The 26,541-nt window shown below is 73.2% G+C and carries 21 protein-coding genes; 1 reads left to right on the forward strand and 20 read right to left on the reverse strand.

Annotation, left to right across the window (positions count from 1 at the left end):
- Positions 1–19 precede the first annotated feature (19 nt).
- Positions 20–790: an enoyl-CoA hydratase/isomerase family protein gene (locus ABD160_RS10070; protein WP_344020773.1), complete on the reverse strand. Its 771-nt coding sequence runs from the start codon at positions 788–790 to the stop codon at positions 20–22.
- 406 nt (positions 791–1,196) lie between these two features.
- Between ABD160_RS10070 and ABD160_RS10075 the strand changes: the two genes are divergently transcribed.
- Positions 1,197–2,717 (forward strand): class I adenylate-forming enzyme family protein, encoded by a 1,521-nt coding sequence (locus ABD160_RS10075; RefSeq protein ID WP_344020917.1) that lies wholly within the window; start codon positions 1,197–1,199, stop codon positions 2,715–2,717.
- 57 nt (positions 2,718–2,774) lie between these two features.
- Here ABD160_RS10075 and ABD160_RS10080 read toward each other — a convergent pair whose 3' ends face one another.
- From ABD160_RS10080 to ABD160_RS10170, 19 genes are all read right to left on the reverse strand, one after another.
- Entirely contained in the window at positions 2,775–3,617 is an 843-nt protein-coding gene (locus ABD160_RS10080) for an FAD binding domain-containing protein (protein ID WP_344020775.1), read from the reverse strand.
- Complete coding sequence (locus ABD160_RS10085; RefSeq protein WP_344020777.1) at positions 3,614–4,129, reverse strand: (2Fe-2S)-binding protein; 516 nt, start codon at positions 4,127–4,129, stop codon at positions 3,614–3,616. Before ABD160_RS10085 ends, ABD160_RS10080 begins: the two co-directional genes overlap by 4 nt.
- The gene (locus ABD160_RS10090; RefSeq protein ID WP_344020779.1) at positions 4,126–6,291 is read right to left on the reverse strand and encodes a xanthine dehydrogenase family protein molybdopterin-binding subunit; all 2,166 of its coding nucleotides are present in this window, start codon (positions 6,289–6,291) and stop codon (positions 4,126–4,128) included. The genes ABD160_RS10085 and ABD160_RS10090 overlap by 4 nt, the downstream gene beginning before the upstream one ends.
- Positions 6,292–6,485: 194 nt before the next feature.
- Positions 6,486–7,730: a thiolase family protein gene (locus ABD160_RS10095; RefSeq protein ID WP_344020781.1), complete on the reverse strand. Its 1,245-nt coding sequence runs from the start codon at positions 7,728–7,730 to the stop codon at positions 6,486–6,488.
- Positions 7,731–7,765: 35 nt separating this feature from the next.
- Complete coding sequence (locus ABD160_RS10100) at positions 7,766–8,260, reverse strand: MaoC/PaaZ C-terminal domain-containing protein (protein WP_344020783.1); 495 nt, start codon at positions 8,258–8,260, stop codon at positions 7,766–7,768.
- Positions 8,250–9,809, reverse strand: a complete 1,560-nt coding sequence (locus ABD160_RS10105) for a class I adenylate-forming enzyme family protein (RefSeq protein WP_344020785.1) — start codon at positions 9,807–9,809, stop codon at positions 8,250–8,252. Before ABD160_RS10105 ends, ABD160_RS10100 begins: the two co-directional genes overlap by 11 nt.
- Positions 9,810–9,918: 109 nt before the next feature.
- The gene (locus ABD160_RS10110) at positions 9,919–11,034 is read right to left on the reverse strand and encodes a Zn-dependent alcohol dehydrogenase (protein ID WP_344020787.1); all 1,116 of its coding nucleotides are present in this window, start codon (positions 11,032–11,034) and stop codon (positions 9,919–9,921) included.
- Between the two features lie 49 nt (positions 11,035–11,083).
- Positions 11,084–12,418 (reverse strand): MFS transporter, encoded by a 1,335-nt coding sequence (locus ABD160_RS10115; protein WP_344020789.1) that lies wholly within the window; start codon positions 12,416–12,418, stop codon positions 11,084–11,086.
- Positions 12,419–12,576: 158 nt separating this feature from the next.
- Positions 12,577–13,419, reverse strand: a complete 843-nt coding sequence (locus ABD160_RS10120) for an enoyl-CoA hydratase/isomerase family protein (protein ID WP_344020791.1) — start codon at positions 13,417–13,419, stop codon at positions 12,577–12,579.
- Positions 13,420–13,471: 52 nt separating this feature from the next.
- Positions 13,472–15,031, reverse strand: coding sequence for a class I adenylate-forming enzyme family protein (locus ABD160_RS10125; RefSeq protein ID WP_344020793.1), 1,560 nt, complete (start codon positions 15,029–15,031; stop codon positions 13,472–13,474).
- A gap of 7 nt (positions 15,032–15,038) precedes the next feature.
- On the reverse strand, positions 15,039–17,192 hold the full coding sequence (locus ABD160_RS10130; RefSeq protein ID WP_344020795.1) for a hydantoinase B/oxoprolinase family protein: 2,154 nt from the start codon (positions 17,190–17,192) through the stop codon (positions 15,039–15,041).
- A gap of 3 nt (positions 17,193–17,195) precedes the next feature.
- Entirely contained in the window at positions 17,196–19,295 is a 2,100-nt protein-coding gene (locus tag ABD160_RS10135) for a hydantoinase/oxoprolinase family protein (RefSeq protein ID WP_344020797.1), read from the reverse strand.
- 315 nt (positions 19,296–19,610) lie between these two features.
- Positions 19,611–20,246, reverse strand: a complete 636-nt coding sequence (locus ABD160_RS10140) for a TetR/AcrR family transcriptional regulator (protein ID WP_344020799.1) — start codon at positions 20,244–20,246, stop codon at positions 19,611–19,613.
- A gap of 97 nt (positions 20,247–20,343) precedes the next feature.
- Entirely contained in the window at positions 20,344–21,765 is a 1,422-nt protein-coding gene (locus ABD160_RS10145; RefSeq protein ID WP_344020801.1) for an aldehyde dehydrogenase family protein, read from the reverse strand.
- Between the two features lie 166 nt (positions 21,766–21,931).
- Entirely contained in the window at positions 21,932–22,351 is a 420-nt protein-coding gene (locus ABD160_RS10150) for a MaoC family dehydratase (RefSeq protein ID WP_344020803.1), read from the reverse strand.
- The gene (locus ABD160_RS10155; RefSeq protein WP_344020805.1) at positions 22,348–22,782 is read right to left on the reverse strand and encodes an FAS1-like dehydratase domain-containing protein; all 435 of its coding nucleotides are present in this window, start codon (positions 22,780–22,782) and stop codon (positions 22,348–22,350) included. The genes ABD160_RS10150 and ABD160_RS10155 overlap by 4 nt, the downstream gene beginning before the upstream one ends.
- 23 nt (positions 22,783–22,805) lie before the next feature.
- A complete protein-coding gene (locus ABD160_RS10160) occupies positions 22,806–23,918 on the reverse strand; it encodes an acyl-CoA dehydrogenase family protein (protein WP_344020807.1) in 1,113 nt (370 codons plus the stop codon).
- Complete coding sequence (locus ABD160_RS10165; RefSeq protein WP_344020809.1) at positions 23,915–25,063, reverse strand: acyl-CoA dehydrogenase family protein; 1,149 nt, start codon at positions 25,061–25,063, stop codon at positions 23,915–23,917. The genes ABD160_RS10160 and ABD160_RS10165 overlap by 4 nt, the downstream gene beginning before the upstream one ends.
- The gene (locus ABD160_RS10170; RefSeq protein WP_344020811.1) at positions 25,060–26,538 is read right to left on the reverse strand and encodes a class I adenylate-forming enzyme family protein; all 1,479 of its coding nucleotides are present in this window, start codon (positions 26,536–26,538) and stop codon (positions 25,060–25,062) included. The genes ABD160_RS10165 and ABD160_RS10170 overlap by 4 nt, the downstream gene beginning before the upstream one ends.
- Positions 26,539–26,541 lie beyond the last annotated feature (3 nt).

Genomic DNA, 26,541 nt, shown 5'->3' on the forward strand with positions numbered 1-26,541 from the left:
GGGGAGCGCAGGGCACCGCTCACCATCGCGGGGCCCTGCGCTCCCGGAACGCGGCGAGCCCCTCGTGGTAGTCCGCCGACCCGGTGTGCTCGCCGACGACGACCTGCTCGCGCGCCAGCGCGTCGTCCGGCGTGCTCTCCAGCCCGGTGTCGATCAGGTCCTTCATCCGGGCCAGCCCGTCCCTGCTCCGTGCAGCCAGCAGCCCGCTGAGCTCCTCGACCGCCGGCCGGAGTGCGTCGTCCGGAACGACCCGGGAGACCAGGCCCCACGCCTGCATCGTCGCGGCGGGGACGGACTCCCCGGTGAACATCAGGTACTTCGCCCTGGTCACCCCGATCCGGCGGGGCAGCCGCACCGAGCCACCGCCGCCGGGGAGGAGCCCGAACCGGGGATGCCCGTCGCCGAAGGTCGCCGACTCCGCGGCGACCGCGATGTCGCATGCGGCCACGAGCTCGAGACCGCCGGCGACCGTGATCCCGTTGACCGCGGCGACCACCGGGACCGGGAGCAGCTCGATCCGGCGCAGCACGGCCGAGATCGACGCGTGGAACCTCTCCAGCGCGTCGTCGCCGGCCAGCGTCGAGATCGCCGTGAGGTCGCCGCCCGCCGAGAACGCCCGGCCGCGGGCGGCGATCACGAGTACCCGGTTCTGCGGCGGCAGGTCGTCGAGCGCCGCGTCGAGCGCCGCCACCGTCTCCGGCCCGATCGCGTTCAGCCGCTCCGGCCGGTTCAGCGTCACGGTCGTGACGGGGCCGTCGTGTGCGACGAGCAGCACCTGCTCCGCGGTCATGATGCCCTCCTCCGAGGCCGCCGTCGGCACTCGTCAGTGCCTAGTTCTACCAAACACTGGGTTGAATTTGCCAGTCCGGCGGGCCGGCCGGCGTCGCAAACCTCCCTTGCGTCGACCGGTCCGCTCCAGTAAAACTTCAAACCACCGGTGGGCGAAGTCATGGGAGACGCGCGTGCTGCCTCGGATCTCTGCGGACCGCGGGGCCGGACGACGCCGCGCCCCGGCCACCGGTCCACCGGTCCCGCGTGGATGCCGGGCACCCACGCGGCGCAGGAGCTCGAGAACTGCCCGTCGAACGGAATCCGGAAGCGGCACCGGCGGGATCGGGCCGGCGGACACGACCGCCCGTTCCCACCGGGTCCATGTCAAAGGTGAGTGGGCGATACCGATGGATGTTCCAGGACTGATGCGCCAGTCGGTGCGGTTCCATACCGACCGCACCGCACTGATCACGCGGGACGTGACACTCACGTTCGCGCAGGCGTGGGATCGCGGCGTCCGGGTCGCAAACGGGCTACGGGCACTGGGCGTCCGGCCCGGTGACCGGGTCGCGGCGGTGGAGGACAACACCCTCGGCGCCGCCGACCTGTTCCTCGGTGCGGCGATCGCCGGGGCGGTGCGGGTCCCGCTGTACCCGGGCAACGCGCGGCGCTCGCACGAGGTCATGATCCGCCAGACCGGGGTCCGGGTGGTGGTCGCCGAGGCGGCGCACGCCGACGGGGTGCTCGGTCTCGACGCGGAGATCCCCTGCCTCGAGCACGTCGTGGTCCGCGACGGGACCTACGAGGACTGGCTGGCCGGCCAGTCCGACGTCGACCCGCTGGTCGAGGTCGCGCCGGACGCCTGGTACATCGTGCGGCACTCCTCGGGCACCACCGGCCGACCGAAGGGGGTCGGTTACACCCAGCACGATTGGTTGGTGAACTGCCGCAACTGGTACCACCGGCTCCCCCGGCTGGACTGGGACTCCGTGGTCGGGCACGCCGCCCCGATCTCGCACGCCGCCGGGTACCTGTTCCTCCCGGCCTGGCTTGCCGGGGCGGCGAACCTGCTCTACGGGCGTTTCGACGTGCCCGCCGTGCTCGACCTGACCGAGCGGCACCGGGTCACGCACACCTTCGCCGCCCCGTCGATGCTGGCCGCGCTGGCCGCCGATCCCTCCACGGCAGACCGGGACCTCACGGCGCTGCGCTGCATCCTGGTCGGCGGGGCACCGATCACCGACGCGACGATCCTCGCCGGGCGGCGGGTCTTCGGGGACGTGCTCCACCAGGTGTTCGGGCAGACCGAGGCCACCCCGCTGACGATCATGACGCCGGACGAGTGGTCGGCCGAGCTCGCGGGCTCGACCCCGATGCGGTCGGCCGGACGGGTCCTGCCGTTCTGCCGGCTGGAGGTCCGCGGCCCGGAGGGCGACGTCCTGGGCCCGGACGGCATCGGGGAGATCTGGACCCGGGTCGAGGCGCAGATGCGCGGCTACTGGGGCGACCCGGAACGCACCGCGGAGCGGCTGGTCGACGGCTGGGTGAGGACCGGCGACATCGGCAGGATCGACGCCAACGGCTATCTCTACGTGCTCGACCGGGTCGACGACATGATCGTCTCGGGTGGCTTCAACATCTGGCCGGCCGAGCTCGAGACCGTGATCGCCGACCTGCCCGGGGTGGAGGAGGTCGCCGTGTTCGGCATCCCGCACGAGAAGTGGGGCGAGACGCCGATGGCGGTGTGCCGTGTCGCGCCGTCGGCGACGGTCACCGAGGAGCAGGTCAGCACGCACGTCGCCGAGCGGCTCGGCAGCTACCAGAAGCCCACCGCGGTACGGCTCACCCGGGAACCGCTGCCGAAGTCGGTGGTGGGCAAGCTCCAGCGGCGCACCCTGCGCGATCCGTACTGGTCCGGGCAGGACAGCCGGGTCAGCGGCGCATGAGCGACCGGCCTCCTGCACGCACCGTGCAGGAGGCCGGAGATCCACCGGTCGCCCGGTTCAGCCGCTCCGCTCCGGCACACCGGCTCGGACGTCCCGCAGGGCCCGCTCGGTGAGCACCGACGTCAGGTGTGTCCGGTACGCCGCGCTCGCCCGGTGGTCGGCGAGGGCGGGATCGGCGAGCTGCCGGCCGGCCGCCGCGGCCGCCGCGTCGATCGAGCCGCCCACGCGCAGCAGCTGCTCGGCGGCCGTTGCCCGCACCGGGACCGGCCCGGCGTTCACCGCGATCGACGTCCGGTCCCCCGTCTCCGTCACCGCCACGCCGACCAGTGCCCACTCGTGGCTGCGCTGGCGGAACTTCCGGTAGGCCCACCGGGCGGAACCCGCGTCCGGGACCTCGATCCGGGCCAGCAGCTCCCCGTCCCGGATCGCGGTCCGACCGGCGCCGCGGAAGAACCCGTCGGCGTGAACGCGTCGCTCACCGTCGGGCCCGACCATGACGAACCGGGCGTCGAGGCACAGCAGCACGACGGGCATGTCGGCACCGGGCTCCGCCTGGGCTGCGCTGCCACCGATCGTTCCGTACGCCCGGACCTGCGGATCGCCGACGGTGCCCGCGGCGTGTGCCAGCACCGGCGCCACCCGGCCGACGGCGGCGGAACGCACGAGCTCGGCGTAGGTGACCGATGCCCCGATCACCACACCGTCGTCGTCCTCGACGATCTGCCGCAGCTCCGCCAGCCGGGAGACGTCGACGAGCGCCGGCGTCGTCACCTGGCGGAGCTTGAGCAGCGGCAGCAGCGAGTGGCCCCCGGCCAGGAACCGTCCGCCGGAGTCGGCCCGGCGGGCCAGCGCCTCCGCGATCGAGGTCGGCCGCAGGTAGTCGACCTGCGCCGGGATCACGACGGCTCCCGGGCGGCCGCGATGTGCGCGGTCGCCGCGTTCCCGGCGCCGCCGTGCTCGGCCGCCCAGCGCACCGACTCCACGATCGTCTGGTAGCCCGTGCAGCGGCAGATGTTGCCCTCGAGCCCCTCGCGGATCGCCCGATCGTCCGGATCCGGCTGATCGGCCAGCAGCGCGGTGGCGGCGACGAGCATCCCCGATGTGCAGAACCCGCACTGGAGGCCGTGCCGGGCCCGGAAGCCGCGCTGGACCGGCGAGTGCCCGCCGGGATCGGCGAGGCCCTCGACGGTCAGCACCCGGGATCCGTCGACCGAGGCGGCGAGCACCGTGCAGGACTTGGTCGGCCGGTCGTCGACGAGCACGGTGCACGCTCCGCAGGTACTCGAGTCGCAGCCGACGTGGGTCCCGGTGAGCTCGAGATCCTCGCGCAGGTGGTGGACCAGCAGGCGACGCGAGTCGACGAGTGTGGTCCGGTGTTCGCCGTTGACGACGATGCTGATCTCGTGGTTCACGTGCCGACCTCCGTGTCGGTGATGGCCTCGGCCGGGCCCCGGGCGCCGTCGAGTGCCGCCCAGACCCGCTCGGGGGTGAGGGGCATGTCGATGGCGGTGACCCCGTGCGGGCGGAGCGCGTCGAGCACGGCGTTCACGACGGCCGGCGGCGCGGCCGTGGTCCCGGCCTCCCCGACCCCCTTCGCGCCGAGCGGGTTGAAACTCGTGGGGACCTCGATGTGGTGGCACTCCCAGGCGGGCAGGTCCGGAGCGTTCGGCACGGCGTAGTCCGCGAGGGTGCGCGCCAGCGGGTGGCCCCGGCTGTCGTGGTCGACGATCTCCATCAGCGCCTGGCCCACCCCCTGGGCGAGCCCGCCCTCGATCTGGCCACGGACCAGCAGCGGATTGATGATCACTCCGCAGTCGTCGACCGCGACGTAGCGGAGCACCGAGACGAGCCCGGTCCGGAGATCGACCTCGACCTCACACCCGTGGGCCCCGCTGGGGTAGGAGAGGTTGGCGGGCTCGAAGACGTTCGTCGCCTGCAGCCCGATCCCGTGCCCCTCCGGGACCGTCGCCGGGTCGTACGCGGCGGTCGCGACGGCCCGCAGGTCGACGCGCGATCCCGGCGCCCCGCGGACGGCGAAGGTCTCGCCGTCCTGCTCGACGTCCTCGACCGAGGACTCCAGCAGCTCCGCGGCGACGTCCATCAGCTTCGCCCGCACCTCACCGGCGGCCCGGTGCACGGCCGGCCCGCAGACCGCCATGCCCCGGCTCCCGAGGGTGCCGATCCCCTCCTGCACGACCCGGGAGTCGCTGTGCAGGACCGTGACCGCGTCCATGCCGATGCCCAGGGCGTCGGCCGCGATCTGGGCGAAGGTGGTCTCGTGGCCCTGCCCGTGCGGGGTGGTGCCGACCAGCACGACGACCGAGCCGTCCGGGTTCATCCGGACCTGCGCGCTCTCCCAGCCCCCGAGGTAGCCGAACACCTGCAGGCTCGCCGACGGGCCGAACCCGCCCATCTCCACCCAGGTGGACAGGCCGACCCCGACGGCGACCTCCGCCCGCTGCTCGCGCAGCTCGCGGGCCCGGCGGCGCACGGCGTCCGGCTTCAGGTGGCCGAGCAGTTCGTCGAGCAGGCGCGGGTAGTCGCTCTCGTCGTAGACGATCCCGGCGAACTGCGTGGCGTAGGGCATCTGGTCCGGCCGGACCAGATTGACCCGGCGGATGTCCTCCGGCAGCCGGCCGAGCGCGACGGCCACCTCGTCGACGACGCGTTCGATCAGGTAGGTGGCCTCGGGCCGGCCGGCGCCCCGGTAGGCCGAGACCGGGGTGGTGTGGGTGGTGACGCAGCGGTACCGAGCGGCGATCCGGCCGATCCGGTAGCAGCCACCGGACATGAAGGCGGTCAGCGTGGGCAGCCCGACACCGACCGGCTCGGGCCAGGCGCCGCTGTCCTGGGTGAGCGTGATGTCCATCGCCAGCAGCAGGCCGTCGTCGTCGAACCCGATCTCGATCTCGCTGTGCTGGGCCCGGCCGTGGGCCATGGCCAGCAGGCTCTCGCTGCGGGTCTCGACCGCCTTGACCGGTCGCCCCAGCTGCCGGGAGAGCTCGCAGCAGAGCAGGTACTCGGGGTAGAAGCAGGCCTTGGCCCCGAACCCGCCCCCGACGTCCGGGGAGATCACCCGCACGAAGTCCTGCCGCAGGCCGAGCATGTCGCAGAGGTCGTTGCGCAGCCGATGCGCGGCCTGGGTGGTCGCCCAGACCGTCAGCCCCGAATCCGTCCAGTCCGCGAGGCAGCTGATCGTCTCCATCGGCAGCGGGGCGACCCGCTGGTTGCGCAGCTCCAGACGCCTCCGGTGGGGTGCGGCCGCAAGCTGCTCGACGACCGGATCGGCGGCCAGCTCCTGCTCCGCGACCACGTTGGACGCGAAGCCCGGCAGCACGGCCGGCGCGCTGTCCCGCAGCGCCTGCTGCACCGTGACCGCGGCCGGGAGCTCCCGGTACCCGACCTCGACCAGTGCGGCGGCGTCCGCCGCGATCTGCCGGTCGGCCGCCACGACGACGGCCACGCCCTCACCAACGAACCGGACCCGCCCGGCGGCGAGGCACGGCCGGTCGACGCCGGGCAGCGACCGCATGCCTGCGATGTCGAGGTCGTCGGCCGTCCAGATCCCGAGCACCCCGGGCAGCTCCCGGGCGGCGGTGCTGTCGACACCCAGGATCTCGGCGTGCGCGTGCGGCTGCGCACCCAGGCGAGATGACCGGTGCGCGGCAGCGTGACGTCGTCGGTGTAGGAGCCGCGGCCCGTGATCAGGGCCGGGTCCTCGCGCCGCTGCACTGCGGCGCCGACCAGTGCGGTCATGGCGGCCTCCGGCTACCGGTCGCGGGTGAGGACGGTGACGACCTCGACCGCGTCCTCGATGTCGGTGAAACCGCCGCCGTTCTGGCTGACGGCCCACGTCGGGTCGCCGGGGACCTGGCGCGCACCGGCCTCGCCGCGCAGCTGGGTGACCATCTCGTGGATCTGTCCCAGTCCGGTCGCGGCGATCGGGTGTCCCTTGGAGACCAGCCCGCCCGACGTGTTCACCGGCAGCCGGCCGCCGAGCGTGGTCTCGCCGCGCTCCGAGGCCGGGCCGCCGTCACCGCGCTCGACCAGGCCGAGGTTCTCGACCTGCAGGATCTCGCCGAAGCTGGTCGCGTCGTGCACCTCGGCGAGGTCCATCGCCTCCGGACCGACCCCGGCGATCTCGTAGGCCCGCAGGGCCGCCAGCCGCGCGACGTGCTGGTCGAGATCGGCGCTGTCCCGGGGGACCCCGGTGCCGACCACCGAGGCCGCCACCCGCACGGCTCGCGAGCGGCCGAGCCGGGCCAGCCCGGCCCGGGTGCACACGATCGCCGCAGCGGCACCGTCGGTGTGCGGTGAGCACATCGGCAGCGTGATCGGCCACGAGATCATCGGCGCGGCGAGCACCTCCTCGACGGTGAACGCCCGCTGGTACTGGGCCAAGGGGTTCATGGTGCTGTGCCAGTGGTCCTTCGACGCGACGGCGGCGAGCTGCCGCTCGGTCACCCCGTAGGTCGCCATGTGGTGCTTCATCAGGGCCGCGTAGACGTCCATGAACTGGCTCTTGCGGCCCGGGTCGGGCTCCTCCACATCGGACGGTGTCGGCACTCCGCTCCCGATGCGCAGCAGCGACTCGACGTTGCGGTCGGACTCGTAGACGTCCCACGCGCCCTTGAACCACTCGGTGGCGCCCGCCTTGTCGTGGCTCATCCGCTCGACGCCGACGGCCAGCGCCACGTCGCCGACGCCGGCCCGCAGCTGGTTCACCGCGACGTGCAGCGCCGAGGAGCCGCTCGCGCAGGCGTTCTCCACGTTGAGGACCGGCTTCCCGCCGAAGCCCAGTCCGCGCAGCGCCATCTGGCCGGCGACGGCGTGCTGTCCCTCGAGCGCACCCTGCATGGTGTTCGCGAAGGCGACCGTGTCGACGGCCGTGGCGTCGGTGTCGGCGTCCTTGAGCGCCTCCTCGACCACACTGGCGACCAGGTCCTTGACGGACCGGTCGGCCTGCCGGCGGAACGGCGTCATCCCGATCCCCACGATGAAGATGTCGTCCATCAGCTCTCCCTGCTCGGTTCGGTCTCTCGGTCCGGTCATCGGTCGGTGTGCTGGTCGGTGGGCGGCCCGGCTGTGCCGTCCGGTGCGGCGGCCCCGACCAGCACGACCAGGGTGGCGGTCATGACCGGGCGCCCGTGCTGGTCGGACGTGGTGAGGTCGACCCGTGCGACGTCGCGCCCCGGGGTCGCGGTGGGCCGGGTCGTCGGTGCGGAACCGGTCACCCGCAGCGTGTCCCCCGGCCGCACCGGTCGCAGCCAGCGGACCCGGTCGAGGCCGAGACCGGCCATGGCGCCGGGCAGACCCTCGGCGTCGAGCCACTGCCGGTACGACGCGGCGAGGATGTGCAGACCGCTGGCGACCAGCTCGCCGAACACGCTGGTCGCGGCCTCCGCACGGTCGAGGTGGAACGGCCGCGGGTCCCACTGCCGGGCGAACCCGACGATCTCGCGCTCGGTGACGAGGTGGCCGGCCGGGACCGGTCCCGGGTCCGCGCCGATTCCGGGCCCGCCGGACCGCGGATCAGATGGCACGCGCACGCCCCTCCCAGAACTGGTCCCGGATCGATCGCTTCAGCACCTTGCCCGCACCGTTGCGCGGCAGCTCCGGCCAGATCTCGATCCGTTTGGGGCACTTGACACCGCCGAGCAGCTCCCGCCACCGCCGCAGCTCGGCGGGCTCGTCGAGGATCATCCCCGGCTTCAGCTGCAGGACCGCGCAGACGGCCTCGCCCCACTTGTCGTCGGGCACCCCGACCACCGCGCAGTCCTGGACGGTGGCGGTCTGCAGCACCACCTGCTCGACCTCGGCCGGGTAGATGTTGAACCCGCCGGAAATGATCATGTCCTTCTTGCGGTCCACCACATGGACGTAGCCGTGCTCGTCGCGCACTCCGATGTCGCCGGTGTGGTGCCAGCCGAACTCGCCGACCCGGGCGGTCTCCTCCGGGTCGTCGACGTAACCCTTCATCACCATGCTGCTGCGGCACACGATCTCGCCGGACTCGCCGGGGCCGAGCAGCCGGCCGTCGTCGTCCATGACGGCGACCCGGGTGAACGGACCCGGCCGCCCGGAACTGCGCAGCCGATCGGTGAGCCGGGGATCGTCCCGCGCCTCGACGTGCTCGGCCGGGGACATGAACGCGATCACGACGGCGGCCTCGGTCTGCGCGTAGTGGTGGGCCAGTACCGGGCCGAAGACGTCGAGGGCCTCGACCAGCTTCGCCGTGGCGATCGGGGCGCCGCCGTAGATCAGGTAGCGCAGCGACGAGTAGTCGTAATCGCGCACCTTCGGGTGCGCCAGCAGGGTGTAGATCAGCGTCGGCGGCATGAAGATCGTGGTCGCCCGGTGCTCCTGGATCGCCTCCATGATCGCGACCGGGTCCGGCGTCTCGAGCAGCACCATCGTCCCGCCCTGCGGCAGCAGGGTGCCCGCCATGTAACCGGCCGCGTGCGTCGCCGGGGCCGCCATCACGGTGACCGGCGGGACGTCGTAATGCATCAGGCTCTGGTAGCTCGCAGCCATGCACTCGAAGTTGCCGTTGGTGAGCATGACCCCCTTGGGACGGCCGGACGTGCCACTGGTGGAGGCCAGCGCGACGACGTCGTCGCGGCCGGTCGGGAAGTAGCCGGAGTCGTCCGGCGATCCCGCCTCCGGCATCCACCCGTCAAGGCCGGGGCGCTCGCCGGCCGGGGCGTCCAGGCAGACGCCCCCGCGCAGGGTCGGCACCGTCGCGATCAGGTGCTCGGCGTGCTCGGCGAGCGAGCTGTGGAAGAACAGGAAGCGCACCCGCAGCTGCTCGAGCACCGCGGCGTTGTCGAAGCGGCTGTTGCGCGCGTTCACCGGAACGTAGGGCAGGCCGGCGCGGACGATGCCGTACTGGCAGGCGACGCCGTACGGATGGTTCGGGGATAGTACCGCGACGGCCTCGGCGGCCTGCAGCCCCTCCCGGACCAGCCCGCCCGCGACGCGGTGGGTGAGCTCCTGCATCTGCGCGAAGCTCCAGCTCCTGCCCTGGAAGCGCACGACGTCCCGGTCCGGATGGAACTCGGCTCCCCGGTCGAACAGATCGATGTATCGCATCGCAGTCCCCATCGACTCGGTGTGCCCCACCGGCCGATGATTTAGCCACCGGTGGTTTGAATAGTGTGCAGCATGCGGCGCTTCCGGGCAACCGCCGTGCCCGTCCGCGCTACCCGGTCCCGTGCACGATCAGGCCGCGGATGTTGGTCCCCGCGACCAGGTCGTCGTACCCCTCGTTGATCTGTTCCAGCGAGTAGGTCCGGGTGACGAGCCCGTCCAGCCGGAGATCGCCGGTGCGGTAGAGGCCGAGCAGCATGGGGATGTCGGTGGTCGGGTTGCAGTCGCCGAACAGGCTGCCCCGCAACGTCTTCTTCCACAGCGTCGCGACGGTCCCCGACACCTGGACGGTCCGCTCGTCGAATCCGGCCAGCGCGACGAGCACGACCACCCCGCCCTTGCCGACGGCGTCGAAGGCCTCCGACACCACCTCGGAGGTCGCCGTCCCGACCGTCACGATCGCCTTCGCGGCCCCCACCCCGGCGGTCAGCGTGTGCGCCAGCTCCCGGGCCTCGTCGCCGGTCGCGGCGGTGTGGGTGGCACCGAACTGCAGTGCGGCCTCGCGCTTGCCCGCCATCGGGTCGACGGCGATCACCCGTGTGGCACCCGCGTGCCGGGCGCCCTGCACGGCGTTCATCCCGATCCCGCCGGCTCCGTAGACGAGCACGGTCTCACCCGGCCGGACGTCGGCGGCGTTCACCGCGGCGCCCCAGCCGGTCGGCACCCCGCAGCCGACCAGCGCCGCCCTGTCGAGCGGCAGGTCCGGGTCGATCCGGACGGCGGAGGTCTCGTGGATCACCCCGTACCGGCTGAACGTGCCGAGCATGCACATCGCGCCGTACCGGCCCGCCGGACCGGACAGCGGCCAGCTGCCACCCGGCAGGCAGCCGCGCATGATGTGCGCGCCCATGTCGCAGATCGCCTGCTGCCCGGTGGCGCACCAGTGGCAGTGCCCGCAGCTGGGGATGAACGAGCACACGACGTGGTCGCCGGGCGCCACCCGGGTCACGCCGGGCCCGACGTCCTCCACCACTCCGGCGCCCTCGTGCCCGAGGACCATCGGCAGCCAGCCGCTCATGTCACCCTGCACGACGTGCAGGTCGGAGTGGCACAGCCCGGCATGGGTGTAGCGCATCAGGACCTCCCCCGGGCCGGGGGCGGCGACGTCGAGCTCGACCAGCTCGATCGGTCGGCCGATCTCGTGGATCACGGCAGCCGTGGTCTTCACCTTCGCTGTTCCTTCCTCCGGGCGGGCCCGGTGCTGCGGAGCGGATCGGTCAGGGCGCCGACGACCGGTCGTCGGCCGACTGGCGCAGTGCCCGCCCCCCGGTCTCCCGGTAGACGACCGCGGCCGCGAACGTGACCACGCCGCCGGCCAGCACCAGCCAGGCCGGCGCGGCGAGCACCCCGGTCTGCGCGATCAACAGGGTGGCCAGCAGCGGCGCGGTCCCGCCGAGCAGGGTGGCCGGGATGTTGAGGCTGAGCGACGCTCCGGTGTAGCGGAACGTCGTGGGGAAGATCTCGGCGATCGCGGCCAGGTTGACCGAAGAGAGCGGCACGAAGCAGATCGCGGTCAGGACGAGCAGCAGCGTCGCCGACACGATGTTCCCGGAACCGAGCGCGGTGAAGGCCGGGAATGTCACCAGCGTGACGGCAGCGGCCCCGATCAGCAGCATCGGTCTCCGGCCGAAGCGGTCACCGGCCCGGGCACCGAACGGGAGCAGGACGCAGTAGAACGCGAGCGCGATGAGATTCGCGACCTGCCCCTCGGCGGCCGTGTAGCCCAGCTCGCGGGTCAGATAGGTCGGCGAGTAGATGAAGTAGATGTAGATCGTGTAGACCGGTGCGGCGAACAGCCCCATGCCCAGAAGCAGGGAACGCCACTCGCGCCGCATGCCGGTGCGCAGCGGTGCCTTCTCGACCGCGAGATGCTGCTGCACCTTCGCGAAGTGCGGGGTCTCCTCCAGCCGCAGCCGCAGGTACAGCCCGACCAGGCCGAGCGGCATGCCCACCAGGAACGGCAGCCGCCAGCCCCACGACTCCAGGTCCGCCTGCGAGAGACCCGCGGTGAGCAGGCTGGCCACCCCGGCGCCGACCAGCGTGGCCAGGCCGATCGAGAAGGTGATCCAGCCGGTGTAGAAGCTGCGCCGGCGGTCGGGCGCGTACTCGGAGACGAACGCGAGGGCTCCGCCGTACTCGCCGCCCACCGAGATCCCCTGCAACAGCCGGGCCACGGTGATGATGATCGGTGCGGCGATGCCGATGGCGGCATAGGTCGGCGTCAGCCCGATCACGGTGGTGCAGGTCGCGATCATCAGGATCGCGATCGTCAGCGGGAGGCGGCGTCCGAACCGGTCACCCAGGTAGCCGAACACCACGGCGCCGAGCGGGCGGGCCACGTAACTGACGGCGAACGCCGCGAAGGTGAGCATCAGGCTCACCGTCTCGTTCTCGGCCGGGAAGAACAGCTTCGCGATCACCGCGGCGAAGTAGCCGTAGATGACGAAGTCGTAGTACTCGATGAAGTTGCCGATACAGGCGGCGGTGATCGCCCGGCGCCGCCGGGTGTCGGCGGGTCCGGGCGGGGCGAGCGTGGTGTCGGAACTGGACATGGGGGCGCTCCGGATGGTCGGTCGGGACGGGCCCGACGGCACGGGGAAGGGGCCGGACCGGCGTCCGGAACGGATCCGGATCGGTCACGGGGGGGGACCGGCAGCGGCGGCCGGGGAGCCGGCCGCGTACTGGACGGTGCGGCCGGCTCCGGAGCCGGTCAGCGACCGACGAACCGGGGCGTGCGTTTCTCGACGAAGGCGGACACACCCTCCTGGATGTCGGCGGACTGCTCGTGCAGCTCGCACTCGTGCATCTCCATCCGCAGCGCCACGTCCAGCGGGACCTGGACACCATCGTTGACCAGGCGTTTCGTCAGCCGCTGGACCAGCGGCGACCGGTCCGCGATCCGCTGCGCCAGCGCATCCACCGACTCCACGAGCGCGTCGTCGGCCGTGACCTCGCTGACCAGGTCGGTGCCGAGGAAGTCCCGGGCGGGCAGCCGGTCGCCGGTGAACAGCAACCGCTTGGCCATGGAGTGTCCGACCCGGCGGGGCAGCCGGATCGACCCGCCGCCCCCGGGGACGAGCCCGAAGTTGCCGTGCCCGTCGCCGAACGACGCGGACTCGGTGGCGACGACGATGTCGCAGCACAGGGCGAGCTCCAGCCCGCCGGCGACCGCGATCCCCTGCACCGCGCCGAGCACGGGTTTCGGGAACTGCTCGATCGCGTTGAAGGTCCTCGCGACCCGGTGCAGGAGCTCCTGCTGGTCGCCCCGCAGTCCCGGAGCCGGCTCGCTGCCGTTCCGCCCGGCGAGCAGCCCGCTCACGTGCTGCAGGTCGGCACCGGCGCAGAAGGCGCGCCCACGAGCGGCGATCACCACGCAGCGCACTCCGTCGTCGCCGGCCGCGGCCTCCAGACCGCGGTCCAGCTCGTCGAGCAGCGCCGGTGACAGCGCGTTCAGCACCTCGGGCCGGTTGAGCCACAGCCACTGGGCCGCACCGCGCCGTTCGGTCTCCAGCACCGCGGTCTCGCCCCCGCGGGAGGTCTCGGTCTCGTCCACGCCTCGCCCTTCGTCGGATATCGGATAGGTGTCAGGGAAGTCCCCGGGTTGCTCAGATCGAGCGGTCCAGGCCCTGCCAGAACCTGCGCCGGATCTCGCGCTTGAGGACCTTGCCGTTGCCGCTGCGGGGCAACCGCTCCCACAGCAGCACCTCCTTCGGCGCCTTCACCCCGCCGAGCCGCTCGCGCAACGAGCGGCGCAGTGCGGCGGCGTCGATCTCGACGCCCTCCTCGGCCTCGACCACCGCCACCACCCGCTCGCCCCACTTCTCGTCGGGGGCACCCACCACCGCACAGTCCAGGACGCCCGGATGGCTCCAGATGACCTGCTCGACCTCACCGGGGTACACGTTGAAACCGCCGCTGATGATCATGTCCTTCTTGCGGTCGACCACGTAGAGGTAGCCGTCGTCGTCGACGACGCCGACGTCACCGGTGTGGTGCCAGCCGTGTGCCGAGACCGCGGCGGTCTGCTCCGGATCCTCGAAGTAGCCGTTCATCACCAGCTCGCCGCGGACCACGATCTCGCCCCGCTCCCCCGGACCGAGCAGTGCGCCGTCGTCGTCCATGATCGCGAACCGGGCGAACGGGGCCTCGGTGCCGACACTGCGCAGGCGGCCCTCGGACGCCGGGTCGGCGAGCGCCTCGACGTGCTGGCGCGGGGTCATGAACGCGACCGTGACCGGGGCCTCGGTCTGCGAGTAGTTCTGGCAGAACACCGGGCCGAAGACCTCGATCGCCTCGCGGAGCCTGGTCTCGGACAGCGGCGCCGCCCCGCTGATGACGTACCGCAGGGACGAGTAGTCGTGCTCGCGGACGCGAGGATGCGCGAGCATCCCGTAGAGCAGCGTCGGCGGGACGAACAGAGTGGTGATCCGGTGCTCGCCGATGGCGGCCAGCACGGAGCCGGGATCGGTGTCGCGGTGCATGACGATCGCGCCGCCGAGCGGGATGGTGGTACCCGCGAAGTACCCGGCCCCGTGGGTCAGCGGCGCCACGGCGAGCGTGACCGGCGCGACGTCGTAGGGCATCAGGGCCAGGTAGTTGGCGATCCCCGCGGCGAAGCTGGCGTTGCTGAGCTGCACCCCCTTCACACGGCCGGAGGTCCCGCTGGTGGTCGGGATCGACACCACGTCGCGGGGGCCGCGCTCGTGGTAGGTGCCGGTCGAGCCGTCGTCGGGCGGCAGCCAGGACTCCAGCGCCGGGCAGCCGGCGGCGGCCGCGTCGATGCAGACCGCCGCCCGCAGCGTCGGCACCTCGGCCAGGATCCGGCACGCCTCGTCCGTCAGTGACGAGTCGAAGAACAGGAAGCGGGCCCGCATCCGCTGCAGGACCTCGAGGTTCTCCTCGATCCCGTTGCGAACGTTCACCGGCAGCCACGGCGCGCCGGACCGGATGATCCCCCACTGGCACGTGTAGCCGGCCGCCGTGTTCGGCGCCATCGTGGCGACCGGGTCGTCCGGCCCGACGCCCGCCGCCAGCAGGCCGGCCGCGATGCGGTGGGTCAGGCGGGCGGTCTCGGCGAAGGTCATCCGGACGTCGCCGTCGACCAGGAAGGTCCGGTCCGGGCAGAGCGCGACGCCCTTGTCGAAGAACTCGACGTAGTTCAGCACGGTGACCTCACGCCGTCCGCGGGCCGCCGGCCGTGTCGTCGGCGGCCACCATCCCGACGTCGAACAGCGACCCGCATCCCGGGCAGGCCCGGTGCCGGAGCACGTAGGTCGAACCGGTCGTCGCGATGCCCGCCGGTTGCCCGACGCTCAGCGGGAGATCGAAGGTGCCGATCCCACCCGGCCCGAGCGCTCCGGCGCAGTTCCGGCAGCGCAGCGTCCCGTCCGGCTCGACGAGGAGGTTGTCCGATCCGCCCGGCACGCCGGTGCCCGGTCGTCCGGCGGCGATCCGGTCGGCCCGGATCTCCGCCCGCCGGGTCCGGGTCCGCTCGCCGCACACCGCGCCGCCCGCCTCGTCCAGCACGACGCCGTAGACCTCCTGCGCGGCGGAGCGGCTGACGTAGCGTTCGGCGACGTCCCGCAGCACGGACTCCGGGTCCCGGTCGATCGGGTCGCCGTACCCACCTCCCCCGCCGGACATGACGCCGACGAGCACGTCACCGGGGCCGACCGTGACGATCCCCTTCGGCGGTACCCGCTCCGTCTCGCCGGGGAGGTCACCGGGCCCGCCGGGCAGCAGGCCACGACCGAACAACCGGTCGGCCACGTCGGCGCCGCGCATCACCCAGGCCGGGGTGTTCCCGCCCGGATAGCCGCCCGCGATGCCCCGGCTCGACCGCGGGTCGGCCCCGACCCCGAGATTGACGTTGATCAGCTCGTCGGTCCCCCACGGGATCAGCGCGTCCACCAGGCCCGCTCCGCCGCGGAACCGGCCGGGCCCTGCGGAGTCGATCTGCTCGGCGTGCGCCAGGAACAGCAACGGGTAGAGCAGCTCGGTGGTCTCGACGTTGGCCACCATGCTCTTCACGGTCCACAGATTCGAGCAGCTGTCGGCGCCGTCCCGGTCGGGGTGCGCCCCCTGCCCGCCCGCCAGCAGGTCCATGATCAGCGTGGTGAACATCCCACCGGAGCCGTCCGCGCCGGCCAGCACGAAGCTGTTGAACGCTCCGCCGTTGTTGCCGCCGGCCTGCGACCGGTACGTCTCGCCCGCGGCCATCAGCATCTCGGAGAGCGCGGTCTGGGTGCTGGTCATGATCAGGAGGTTCGCCCCGGCGGGGGTGTTCAGCGACACCGCGGCCGGCCGCGTCGCGTTCACCACCGACGCCTCGGGCAGCACGATGTCCAGCGGCCGCATCAGGCCCTCGTTCCAGGGCAGGTCGTGGCAGAGCGCGGCGATGTAGGGGTTCACCGCCGAGCTGCGGGCGCCGACCGGGCTGATGTTCTCGGCCCCGCCGGTCTGCGGTGAGCTCCCGCTGAGGTCGATGGTCATCCGGTCACCGGTCTTGGTGATCGTCGCGACGCCGCGCAGCACCGGGTCGCGCACGCCCTCGATGTAGTTCGTCGAGGTCCACGTGCCGTCCGGGAGCTCCTGCAGCCGGGCCCGGACCCGCTGCTCGGAGTAGTCCATGAGCTGGGTGAACAGCGTGCGGACGGTGGTCAGGCCGTACCGCTCGACCATCTCCAGCAGCCGCTGCTTCATGACGTTGTTCGCGGCGATCTTGGAGCGCAGGTCGAGCACCGCGAGATCGGGGGTCCGCACCATGTTGCGGAAGGTGTCCTCGATGTCCTTGCGCACCACACCCCGCTCGACCAGTTTCAGGCCGGGTGTCAGGAAGCCCTCCTGGAAGACGTTGTCGGCCGAGACGCACAGCGACCCGGGGTCGATCCCGCCGATGTCGGTCTGGTGCGAGGCACTGCCGACCCAGGCGATGATCTCGCCCTGGTGGAAGACGGGTGCCAGCAGCTGCACGTCCGGGCCGTGGATCGGCCCGATGTAGTGGTCGCTGAGCATGAACTGGTCGTCCGGCTCGAACCCGGGCGACTCGGCGAACGCGGAGACCACGTGCCGGATCCCGGCGCCCAGGGCCTGGGTCCAGTGCAGCACCCCGGCGCCGAAGGTGGCCAGCTCGCCGGTGGGCGTGCAGATGGCCTCCTGGTGGTCACCGGCCTCGTAGACCACCGGGCTTCCGGAGACCCGTCCGATCGTGTGGTAGGCCTCCGCGATGATCTCGTCCAGCTTGTGCCGCAGGACGGTGAACTCGATCGGGTCGAGCTCGGCCGCGGGGCTCTGCGGTCCGGGGGTCGATGCGCTGGTGATCGTCATTGATCAGCTCTCCTCCGGCGCACCGGCGCCGCTCTCCAGGTGGATGTTGCGGTGCTCGTCCACCCGCGCCGTCATGGCGGGCGGGACGACGACCGTGGTGGTCGGGGCCTCGACGATGGTGGGCCCGCGCAGGACGTCGCCGGCGCAGAGCCGTCCGAAGTCGTGGACGGCGGTGTCGACGAACCCGCCGTCGAACCACGCCGGCCGCTCACCGGTGCAGGCGTCGTCCGGGGAGCCCCCGGTCCGTGCGGGACTCGGCGCACGCTCGGGGATCGGCAGGTCCCCGTACCCCTCGACGATGAACGCGGTGACCACCCGACCGGCCTGCACGAAGCCGGAACCGCGCCCGTAGAGCCGCTCGTAGAGCTCGTCGAACGCGACGCATGCCTTCTCCACCTCGGCGTCGTCGAACGTGGCCGCGGGCAGCTTCAGCGTGACCGTGTGGACCTGGACCCCGTAGCGCATGTCCAGCGCGAACACGATCCGGCGGGCCTCCGGCGGGATCCCGTCGCTTGCCAGCGCGGACTCGACCTCGGCGCGGAGCTCGGCGAACCGGCGGTTGACCTCGGCCGCCGGCATCGGCATCGGGGCGAAGTCGGTCAGCCGCGCCGACCGGTGCAGGGCCGACGTCGCGACCCCGCTGGAGGAGAACGTCCCGGCCCGGGCCGGGACCACCACCTTCTTCACACCGAGCTCGGCGGCGTAGAAGCCGCTGTGCACCGGGCCCGCTCCGCCGTAGGAGAACAGCACGAACTCGCGCGGGTCGTAGCCACGGGCCAGCACCCGGCGTCCCACCAGCGAGGACATGTGGGTGTTCGCGATCGTGAAGATCCCGTCCGCGGTGCGGACCGGGTCGAGACCGATCCGGTCGGCGACCGATGCCACCGCGGCCTCGGCACGGGCGAGGTCCAACCGCATCCGGCCGCCGAGGAAGTTGTCCGGGTTGAGGTACCCGAGCAGCAGCGCGGCGTCGGTGACGGTCGGCTCGGTCCCGCCGTTGCCGTAGCAGGCCGGCCCCGGGTGCGCGCCCGCGCTCCGCGGCCCGACGTTCAGTGCTCCCCCCTCGTCGACCCAGGCGATCGAGCCGCCACCCGCGCCGATCGACTCGACCTCCACCATCGGGAACCCGACGTGAAAGGAGTCCACCACCGGCTCGCGGGCGTTCACCCAGTCCCCGTCGGCGACCAGGCCGACGTCGAAGCTCGTGCCGCCGACGTCGGTGGTGACCACGTTCGGCTCGCCGAGCAACGCACCCTCGGACTTGCTCGCCAGCACCCCGGCCGCCGGGCCGGACTGCAGCGTGTAGACCGGCTGGGTCCGGTCGAAGGCCACCGAACCGCCGTCGCTCTGCGAGACCAGCAGCCGGCCGCTGAAGCCGTGCGCGCGCAGCTCGGCCTCGAACCCGGCGAGGAAGCGCGACAGGCGTGGCCCGACGTAGGCGTTGATCGCGGCGGTGACGAACCGCTCGTACTCCCCGACGGTCGGTGCGACCTCGTGCGACGTCGTCACGAAGAGATCGGGATGGTCGGCGAGTACCGCGTCCCGGGCGGCCGTCTCGTGCGCAGGATCGGCGACCGACCAGAGGAAGCAGATCGCCAGCGACTCCGCGCCGTCCGCGACCAGCTCGTCGGCGGCGCGTCGCACCTCGGCCAGGTCGAGGGCGACGACCTCCTGCCCGCTCCGGTCGATCCGGCCGGACACCCCGCGGACCCGGCGCTTGGGGATCAGCGGGCTCGGCTTGCGGTGCGCGTAGGCGTTGCGGGCCTGCTCCTCGGTCTTCCCCGCCCACACCGACATGGCCCTGGCGATGTGCAGGGTGTCCTCGAACCCGCGGGTGGTGATCATCGCGGTCGGCACCCCCGAGCGGGTGATCAGCGCGTTGATCGCGGTGGTCCCGCTGTAGCGGAACAGCGAGGTCCGCCCGAGCAGCTCGGTCAGCTCCAGTCCTGCGTTGCGGGCGCCGTCCTCGACCGAGGCGAGCAGGCCCTGCACCAGGTCGGACGGGGTGGTCGAGGACTTGCCGGTGACCAGCCGCCCGTCGTCGGACATCACGAGCGCGTCGGTGAACGTGCCGCCGGTGTCGACACCGATGACGTAGGACATGCGCCCTCCTCGTTGAGCGGGGCGGCTTCGTCCGGAAGCCGCAGGCGTGGGCCACGCGATGGCCCGGGGCGGGAGACGCCCGCCACTTTTTCCACCCAGTGTTTGATGGAATGCGGCTAGTTCTAGCAGAACCGGACCGAGGTGGAAAGGGATCGGCCCACGATCCTCCGGCCGGACCGGTTCAGGACGGACCGCACACGACGGCCGGGCCGGGACAGCGCGGCCGGCGGGCGAGGAAGAGTGCCGCCGACGAGGACGGGACACCCGCAGGACCGGACCTCCGAGCGCTCGGGCGCGCCGGGAGGTCCGGCCGGATCAGTGGACGAGCAGCCCGTCCACGGCGAGCGCGCAGAACGCCTCGCCGACCTCCTCGGCGGAACGACGCCCGTCCGGGCGGAACCACCGGTAGACCGAGTTGACCATCCCGAAGATCGCCAGGGCGGTCAGCTTCGGGTCGACGTCCGCCCGGACGTCACCGTCCGCCTGAGCCTGTGCGATCCAGGAGATCAGGGCCTTCTCGTGGCGCTCCCGCTCCGCTAGTATCACCTGCTGGCGCTCCTCGGACAGGGCCCGCCACTCGGTGTAGAACAGGCTCGACCTGCTGAGGTGGCGAGCCGTGTGCGCGGTCGAGGTGATGATCAGCTCGCGGATCTTCGCGACCGGCGGCCGGTCCGACCCGACGATCGCCTCGAAGTAGCCGCGCGTCTCCTCGTGGTACTGCTCGATGAGCTCGAACAGCAGATCTTCCTTGCTGGAGATGTAGTAGTAGATGCTGCCCTTGAGCAGGCCCAGCTCGGCACCGATCTCCTGCGTGGTGGTCGTCTGGTAGCCGCGCTCGTGGAACATCCGCGCCGCGACCTCGAGCACCTGCGCCCGGCGGGTCTGCCGTTTGCGGGAGGGCTTCCGCCCCCGCGCGTCCGGCGCGCCGTCCACCTCGCCTCGCGCAACCACGGCCCACCTCCTCGCACCAGCCACCGCTGGGTGGACATCCTGGCACATTCCCCGGACGACGCTCGCCAGGTGGGCGTGCGGGCCGGGACGGACCCGCTCAGAGCTGGATCGACTTGGTCTCCTGGAACTCCTCGAGTCCCTGCCGGCCCAGCTCACGACCGATCCCGGAGCGCTTGTAGCCACCGAACGGTGCCCGCGGGTTGTAGGCGGCGCCGTTGACGTCGACCTGCCCGGTCCGGATCCGCCTGGCGAAGGCGACCGCCCGGTCCCGGTCCGCCGACCACACCGCCCCGTGCAGCCCGTAGTCGGAGTCGTTGGCGACGGTCAGCGCCTCGTCCTCGTCCCGGCACGGGATGATCGAGAGCACTGGTCCGAAGATCTCCTCCTGGGCGATCGTCGACCGCGGGTCGACCCCGGCGAACACCGTGGGGGCCACGAAGTAGCCGGTCGGACAGCCGGGCGGTGGTTCGGCGCCACCGGTGACCAGCCGTGCCCCGTCGGCGATGCCCGTCCGGATGTGGGCGCGCACCCGGTCCCGCTGCGCGGCGGAGACGAGCGGGCCGAGGCGGGTGCCCGGATCGCTCGGGTCACCGGGGACGAACCGCTCCGCCGCGTTCCGGGCCAGGTCGACCACCTCGTCCTGACGGTCGACCGGGACCAGCATCCTGGTCCAGGCCGTGCAGGTCTGTCCGGCGTTGAGAAAGGCGTTGGCGACACCGACCTTGACCGCCGTTTCCAGGTCGGCGTCGTCGAGCAGCACGTTCGCCGACTTCCCACCGAGCTCCAGGGTGACCTTCTTGATCGTCTGCGCGGCGAGTCCGGCGACCCGGCGACCCGCCGGGACCGACCCGGTGAACGAGACCATGTCCACCCCCGGATGGGCCACCAGCGCCTCGCCGGCACCGTCACCCGTGCCGTGGACGACGTTCACCACACCCGGCGGCACGCCGGCCTCCTCGAGGGCCGCGACCAGGTGCCCGACCACCAGCGGCGCGACCTCGGATGGCTTGAGGACCACGGTCGCCCCGGCGGCCAACGCCGGCGCCAGCTTCGCGGTGATCTGGTGCAGCGGGTAGTTCCACGGCGTCACCGCCGCGACCACGCCGACCGGCTCCCGCACCACCAGCGAGTTGCCGACCAGCTCGTCGTCCCAACCGGCCTCCAGGAGCTCGAGGTAACCCGAGATGTCGGTCAGCGGGAGCGCGGCCTGGATCCGGGTCGCCACCCGGATCGGGGTGCCGACGTCGCTGGTGATGGTCCGGGCGATGTCGTCGGTGCGATCCGTGAGCGCGTCGAGCAGTCGCTTCAGCACCGCGGCCCGTTGCCTGCGCGAGGTCTCCGCCCAGCCGGGGAAGGCGGCACCGGCGGCCCGGACCGCCGCGTCGACGTCCGTGGCGGGACTCCGGCCGACCGCGCCGATGACCTGCTCGGTCGTGGGGTCGGCCACGGCGATGCTCTGCTCACCACCGCTCGGGACCCGCTCACCGTCGATGAAGTTGGGCTCGATCGACACGGACATCGTGGGCACTCCGATCGGACACGACGACAGGCCGAAATGACCCACCGGTGGTTCGAATTCTGATCGACGGTCGATCGGGCCGCAACACCCGACCGCACGATCACGGCTCGCCGCGCGGACCGGCCACCGCCGGGCGGAGAGCCACCCGCTCGGCCGGTCCCGACGTTCAGCCGGTGCGCACCACGATCCGGGAGCGCCTGGCGTCGAGCACCGGGGAGCCGTCGGGGAGCTCGGCGCCCACCGCGAGCACGGCGGTGCCGGCCGCGTCGTCGCTCTCCAGCACCTCGGCCCGCAGGGTGACGGTCGCCCCCACCGGACAGGGCGCCCGGAAGCTGACCGAGGTGGACAGCACCCGGTCGTCGCCGCCGATCCACTCGCCGACCGCCCGGACCAGCAGTCCGAGGGTGAGCATGCCGTGCACGATCACCCCACCGGTCGGGCCGGCCTGCGCGGCGTAGGGCTCGTCCCAGTGCAGCCGGTTGAAGTCGCCGGACGCACCGGCGTAGCGGATCAGGTCGGCCTGCTCCACGGTGTGCCGGACCTCGGGCATCACGGTGCCGGCCTGCAGTGTCGTCGCGATGGTCATGCCGCGGCCCCCAGGTAGGCGATCGTCTGCCGGCTGGTCGCCACCGGCTGCTCGGACGACTCGTCGACGCACTCGATCTCCAGCGTCAGGTAGGTGTGCGCGCCCCGGTCGCGGATGTCGGTGATCGTCGGGGTGCAGCGCAGCACGTCGCCGCTGCGGACCCGGCCGTGGAACTCGTACTCCTGGCCGGCGTGCACGATCGCGCCGCTGCCGCCGAGGCCGTCGTCCTCCCGGAGCAGGGCGGCACCGCGCATCACGGTGAAGCAGGCGGCGAACATCCCGGGCGCCTCCACCGGGGTGCCGACCGGTGCGTCCGGCACGGCGAACCCGACGGACGCGGCGTACTCCTCGATCTTGGCGCGGCTCACCTCGTAGCGGTACACCGGATAGCGGTGGCCGATGCGTCCCTTGTCGATCCTGCCTGGGGCCATCCCAGTTCCTCCTTCGGTCGTCGTCAGATGTGCGGGCGCGGCGGGTCCGGCCGCGGGGCGGCCGCGGCGGCGTCGAGCAGCCCGGCGCCGAGCAGCCGCTCCAGGTCCCGCCGGGAGCCGAACCGGTGCGCGAAGGTGTGCCCGCGTTTCACCAGCACGTGCAGCTCGTGCTCCCAGGTGAAGCCGATGCCGCCGAGCGCCTGCAGGCAGTGCCGCTCGGCGGCGGCGAACGCGCGGCGGGCGAGCACGGCGGCGCAGGCGACCGTATCCGCAGCGACCGGGTCGCCGCGGTCGACGTCGGTGGCCGCGCCGCCGACCGCGCTGCGGGCGATCTCGATCTCGACGTGGGTGTCGGCGAGCCGGTGCCGGACGGCCTGGAAGCTGCCGACCGGCACGCCGAACTGGACCCGGTTCCGCGCGTGCCCGACGGCGATCTCCAGCAGCCGCGCGGCGATGCCGACCAGGTGCGCGGCGCCGCCGAGCCGGCCGAGGGTGACCGCGCCGGTCCCGAGCAGCGGCGGCAGCAGGTGCCCGCCCGGACGGCCCGCGGGATCGCCGCCGGACGCCGGGACGCCGCGGCCGGGGCCGGGTCTCCGGCCCGGCGCCGACGGCAGCCGGAACGAGCGCTCCAGCCGATCCGATGTGGACACCCGCTCGGCGGTCGCCCCGGCGGGCCGGTCGACCAGCAGGTCGCCGCGCGCGCCCGGCACGACCACCGCGGCGGCGACGTCCAGGTCCGGCGCCCGCCCGGCCGGATCGGCCGCGGTGGCGACGGCGCGGCCGTCGAGCACCCGGTCCAGCAGCGGATGGTCGCCGGCGGCCAGCGCGGGGACGGCGATCCAGAGCGTCTCGACCAGTGGGCCGGGCACCGGCACCCGGCCGGCCTCCTCGGTGATCGGCACCAGCTCGGACGGGGCGAGCCCGAGGCCGCCGCGGTCCTCCGGGAGCAGCGCGCCGAACAGGCCCGATCCGCCGAGGACCCGCCAGCCGGGACCGGGCGGGCCCGTGCCGGGGCCGTCCGGTGCGGCCGCGCCGGACCCGGCCCGGGACGCCGCGGCGAACACCGGCCGCGCCGCCTCGGCGAGCGCGAGCTGCTCCGCGGAGAGGTCGAACAGCCGTGCCGCCTGCGACCTCACCGGGGCAGCCCGAGCAGCCGGTCCGCGACGACGGTCCGCTGGATCTCGGCGGCACCGCCGTAGACCCGGCCGGCGCGGCTGTGCCACAGGTCCAGGAACTCGGGGGTCCCCTCGGCGGTGCGCTCGTCACCGAACAGGTCCAGCCCCAGTTCGACGACGTCGAGATCCAGCTCCGAGGAGTACAGCTTCACCACGCTCGATCCGGCGCCGGGCTGCTCGCCCCGCCAGGCGGCGGTGACCCGGCGGTCGGTGTGGCAGCGGTAGCCGTGCGTGCGGGCGACCAGCGCGCCCAGCTCCCGTTCGACGCCGGCCCGGTCCTGCGGTCCGGTGGCGGCGACGTCCGCGGCCAGTGCCGCGAGCCGGCGGCGGCTGCGGGCCGGGCCGCCCGCGTCCGGCCCGCGCTCGAACGACAGCAGCCGCATCGCGACCGCCCAGCCCTCGTCCTCGTCGCCGATCCGGTCGGCGACCGGCACCCGGACGCCGGTCAGGAACACCTCGGCGAAGCCGGCCCGTCCGTGCACCTGGCGGATCGGGCGCACGTCGACCCCGGGTGCGGCGAGGTCGATCGCGAGGCAGCTGAGCCCGCGGTGCCGCCCGCCGGACGGGCCGGTGCGGACCAGCGCGAACATCCGGTCGGCGTGCCGGCCGTAGGTGGTCCAGGTCTTCTGCCCGTCGACGACGTAATCGTCGCCGCGGCGGACCGCCCGGGTGCCGACGGCGGCGAGATCGCTGCCCGCGCCGGGCTCGGAGAAGCCCTGGCACCAGATCTCCTCGGCCCGCAGCATCGGCGGCAGCCAGCGTGCCCGCTGCGCCGGGTCGGCGGCGTGCATCAGCGCGGGCCCGAGGAAGCGCAGCGCGGGACGGGTGATCCGGACCGGGCCACCGGCCCGCTCGTACGCCTCGGCGAAGATCGCCTCGTGCAGCACGTCCCCGCCGGCGCCGCCGTACTCGCGCGGCCAGGACAGACCGGTCCAGCCGGCGTCGTGCAGGGTGGCTTCCCAGTCCCGGTGCGCGGCGAAGCCTTCGTCGGTGTCGACGTCGGGCAGCTCCCCGACGTGATCGGCGAGCCAGGCCGCGGCGTCGTCGGCGAACCGGTGGTAGGCGTCCGGTACGTCGACCGGCCTGCGCGGGCCCGCGGTGCTCACCGGGCCAGCTGCCACTTCGCGACCTTGCCGGTCGCGGTCCGCGGGAGCGCGTCGACGAAGCGCACCGTCCGCGGCCGCTTGAACGCGGCGGCCTGCTCGGCGGTGAAGGCGCGCAGCTCCTCGACGGTGACCCGATCGCCGTCGCCGGGCACCACCCAGGCCACCACCTGCTCGCCGAACCGCTCGTCGGGCTCCCCGGTGACGGCGACGTCGCGCACCCCGGGATGGCGGCGCAGGATCTCCTCGACCTCGGCGGCGGCGATGTTGAAGCCGCCGGAGAGGATCATGTCCTTGGACCGGCCGGTGATCGACAGCCAGCCGTCGGCGTCGAGCTCACCCAGGTCGCCGGTGGCGAACCAGCCGTCCGGGTCGGTGAACGGTCTCCCGGCGGCGGCGCCGACGTAGCCGGCGCCGACCGCGTAGCTCCCCGGCGCCCCGGACCGGACCAGCACCTCCCCCGTCCCGGAGCCGGACCGCGGGCCGCCCTCGGGATCGCGCACGGCGAGCTCCACCCCGGGCAGCGCCCGCCCGGACGAGCCGGGCCGGGTGGTGAACGCGGCCGGTGGCAGCGCCGCGGCGAGCCCGGTCTCGGTGGAGGCGAAGAACGTCCACAGCTCGGTGCCCGGCAGCGCGGCCGCGACCGCCTCGCGCAGCTCCGGCGTGGTCGCCTCGCCGGTCACGCTCAGCACCCGCAGGCTGTTCATCCGGTCGCCGATCGCGCCGGAGCCGACCAGGTCGCGGGCGATCGTCGGGACCATCCCGGTGACGGTCACCCGGTGCCGCGCCACGGCGTCGACCAGGGTGGCCGGCCGGGCGTCGGCGCTGAGCACGGTGCGCCCGCCGGACAGCACCCCGCCGAGCAGCCGGACCTGCCCGACCCGGTGCCCGAGCGGGGTGGAGATCAGCACGGTGTCGGCGGCGGTGAGCCCGAGCAGGGTCGCCGGCCCGAGCCAGGTGCCGAACGCCTGGTTGGCGCGGCTCAGCGCGACGCCCTTGGGCAGCGCGGTCGTGCCGGAGGTGTAGAGCACGGCCGACTCGTCGGACCCGGTGGGGGCGACCGGTCCGGCGTCGGCGAGGGCGCGCTCGTAGTCCGGGCCGGTGGTGAGCACGTCGACGTCGCCGGACAGGCCGGCGAGCACCTCGGCCCGGTGCGCCGCACCGTCGGTGACGACCAGCCGGACGTCGGCGTCGGCGACCAGATGGCGCACCTCGCGCTCCTGGTAGCGGTCGTTCACCGGGACGGCCGCCACCCCGGCCAGCTGGCAGGCGAAGAACGCCTCGGCCCACTCCCGCCGGTTCGCGAGGTAGAGCCCGATCCGCCCGCCCGCGTACCGGGCGAGGTGCCCGGCGAGCGCGGACGCCCGCCGGTGCAGCTCGGCGAAGCTCGACTCCCCGTGGTCGTCGACCAGCGCGACGTCGGTGGGCCGCCGGGCCGCGACCCAGCGGAGCTGCTCGGCGACCGTCCAGGGATGCACCGG

Origin of the sequence: Pseudonocardia kongjuensis, from assembly GCF_039526905.1 — a bacterium.
Taxonomy (GTDB): Bacteria; Actinomycetota; Actinomycetes; order Mycobacteriales; family Pseudonocardiaceae; genus Pseudonocardia; species Pseudonocardia kongjuensis.

Excerpts from the sequence above, each read along its gene's own strand:
- ABD160_RS10070 (WP_344020773.1), bottom strand. The coding sequence starts at position 790 with ATGACCGCGGAGCAGGTGCTGCTCGTCGCACACGACGGCCCCGTCACG.
- ABD160_RS10075 (WP_344020917.1), top strand. The coding sequence starts at position 1,197 with ATGCGCCAGTCGGTGCGGTTCCATACCGACCGCACCGCACTGATCACG.
- ABD160_RS10095 (WP_344020781.1), bottom strand. The coding sequence starts at position 7,730 with ATGGACGACATCTTCATCGTGGGGATCGGGATGACGCCGTTCCGCCGG.
- ABD160_RS10105 (WP_344020785.1), bottom strand. The coding sequence starts at position 9,809 with ATGCGATACATCGATCTGTTCGACCGGGGAGCCGAGTTCCATCCGGAC.
- ABD160_RS10115 (WP_344020789.1), bottom strand. The coding sequence starts at position 12,418 with ATGTCCAGTTCCGACACCACGCTCGCCCCGCCCGGACCCGCCGACACC.
- ABD160_RS10130 (WP_344020795.1), bottom strand. The coding sequence starts at position 17,192 with ATGACGATCACCAGCGCATCGACCCCCGGACCGCAGAGCCCCGCGGCC.
- ABD160_RS10135 (WP_344020797.1), bottom strand. The coding sequence starts at position 19,295 with ATGTCCTACGTCATCGGTGTCGACACCGGCGGCACGTTCACCGACGCG.
- ABD160_RS10145 (WP_344020801.1), bottom strand. The coding sequence starts at position 21,765 with ATGTCCGTGTCGATCGAGCCCAACTTCATCGACGGTGAGCGGGTCCCG.
- ABD160_RS10150 (WP_344020803.1), bottom strand. The coding sequence starts at position 22,351 with ATGACCATCGCGACGACACTGCAGGCCGGCACCGTGATGCCCGAGGTC.
- ABD160_RS10155 (WP_344020805.1), bottom strand. The coding sequence starts at position 22,782 with ATGGCCCCAGGCAGGATCGACAAGGGACGCATCGGCCACCGCTATCCG.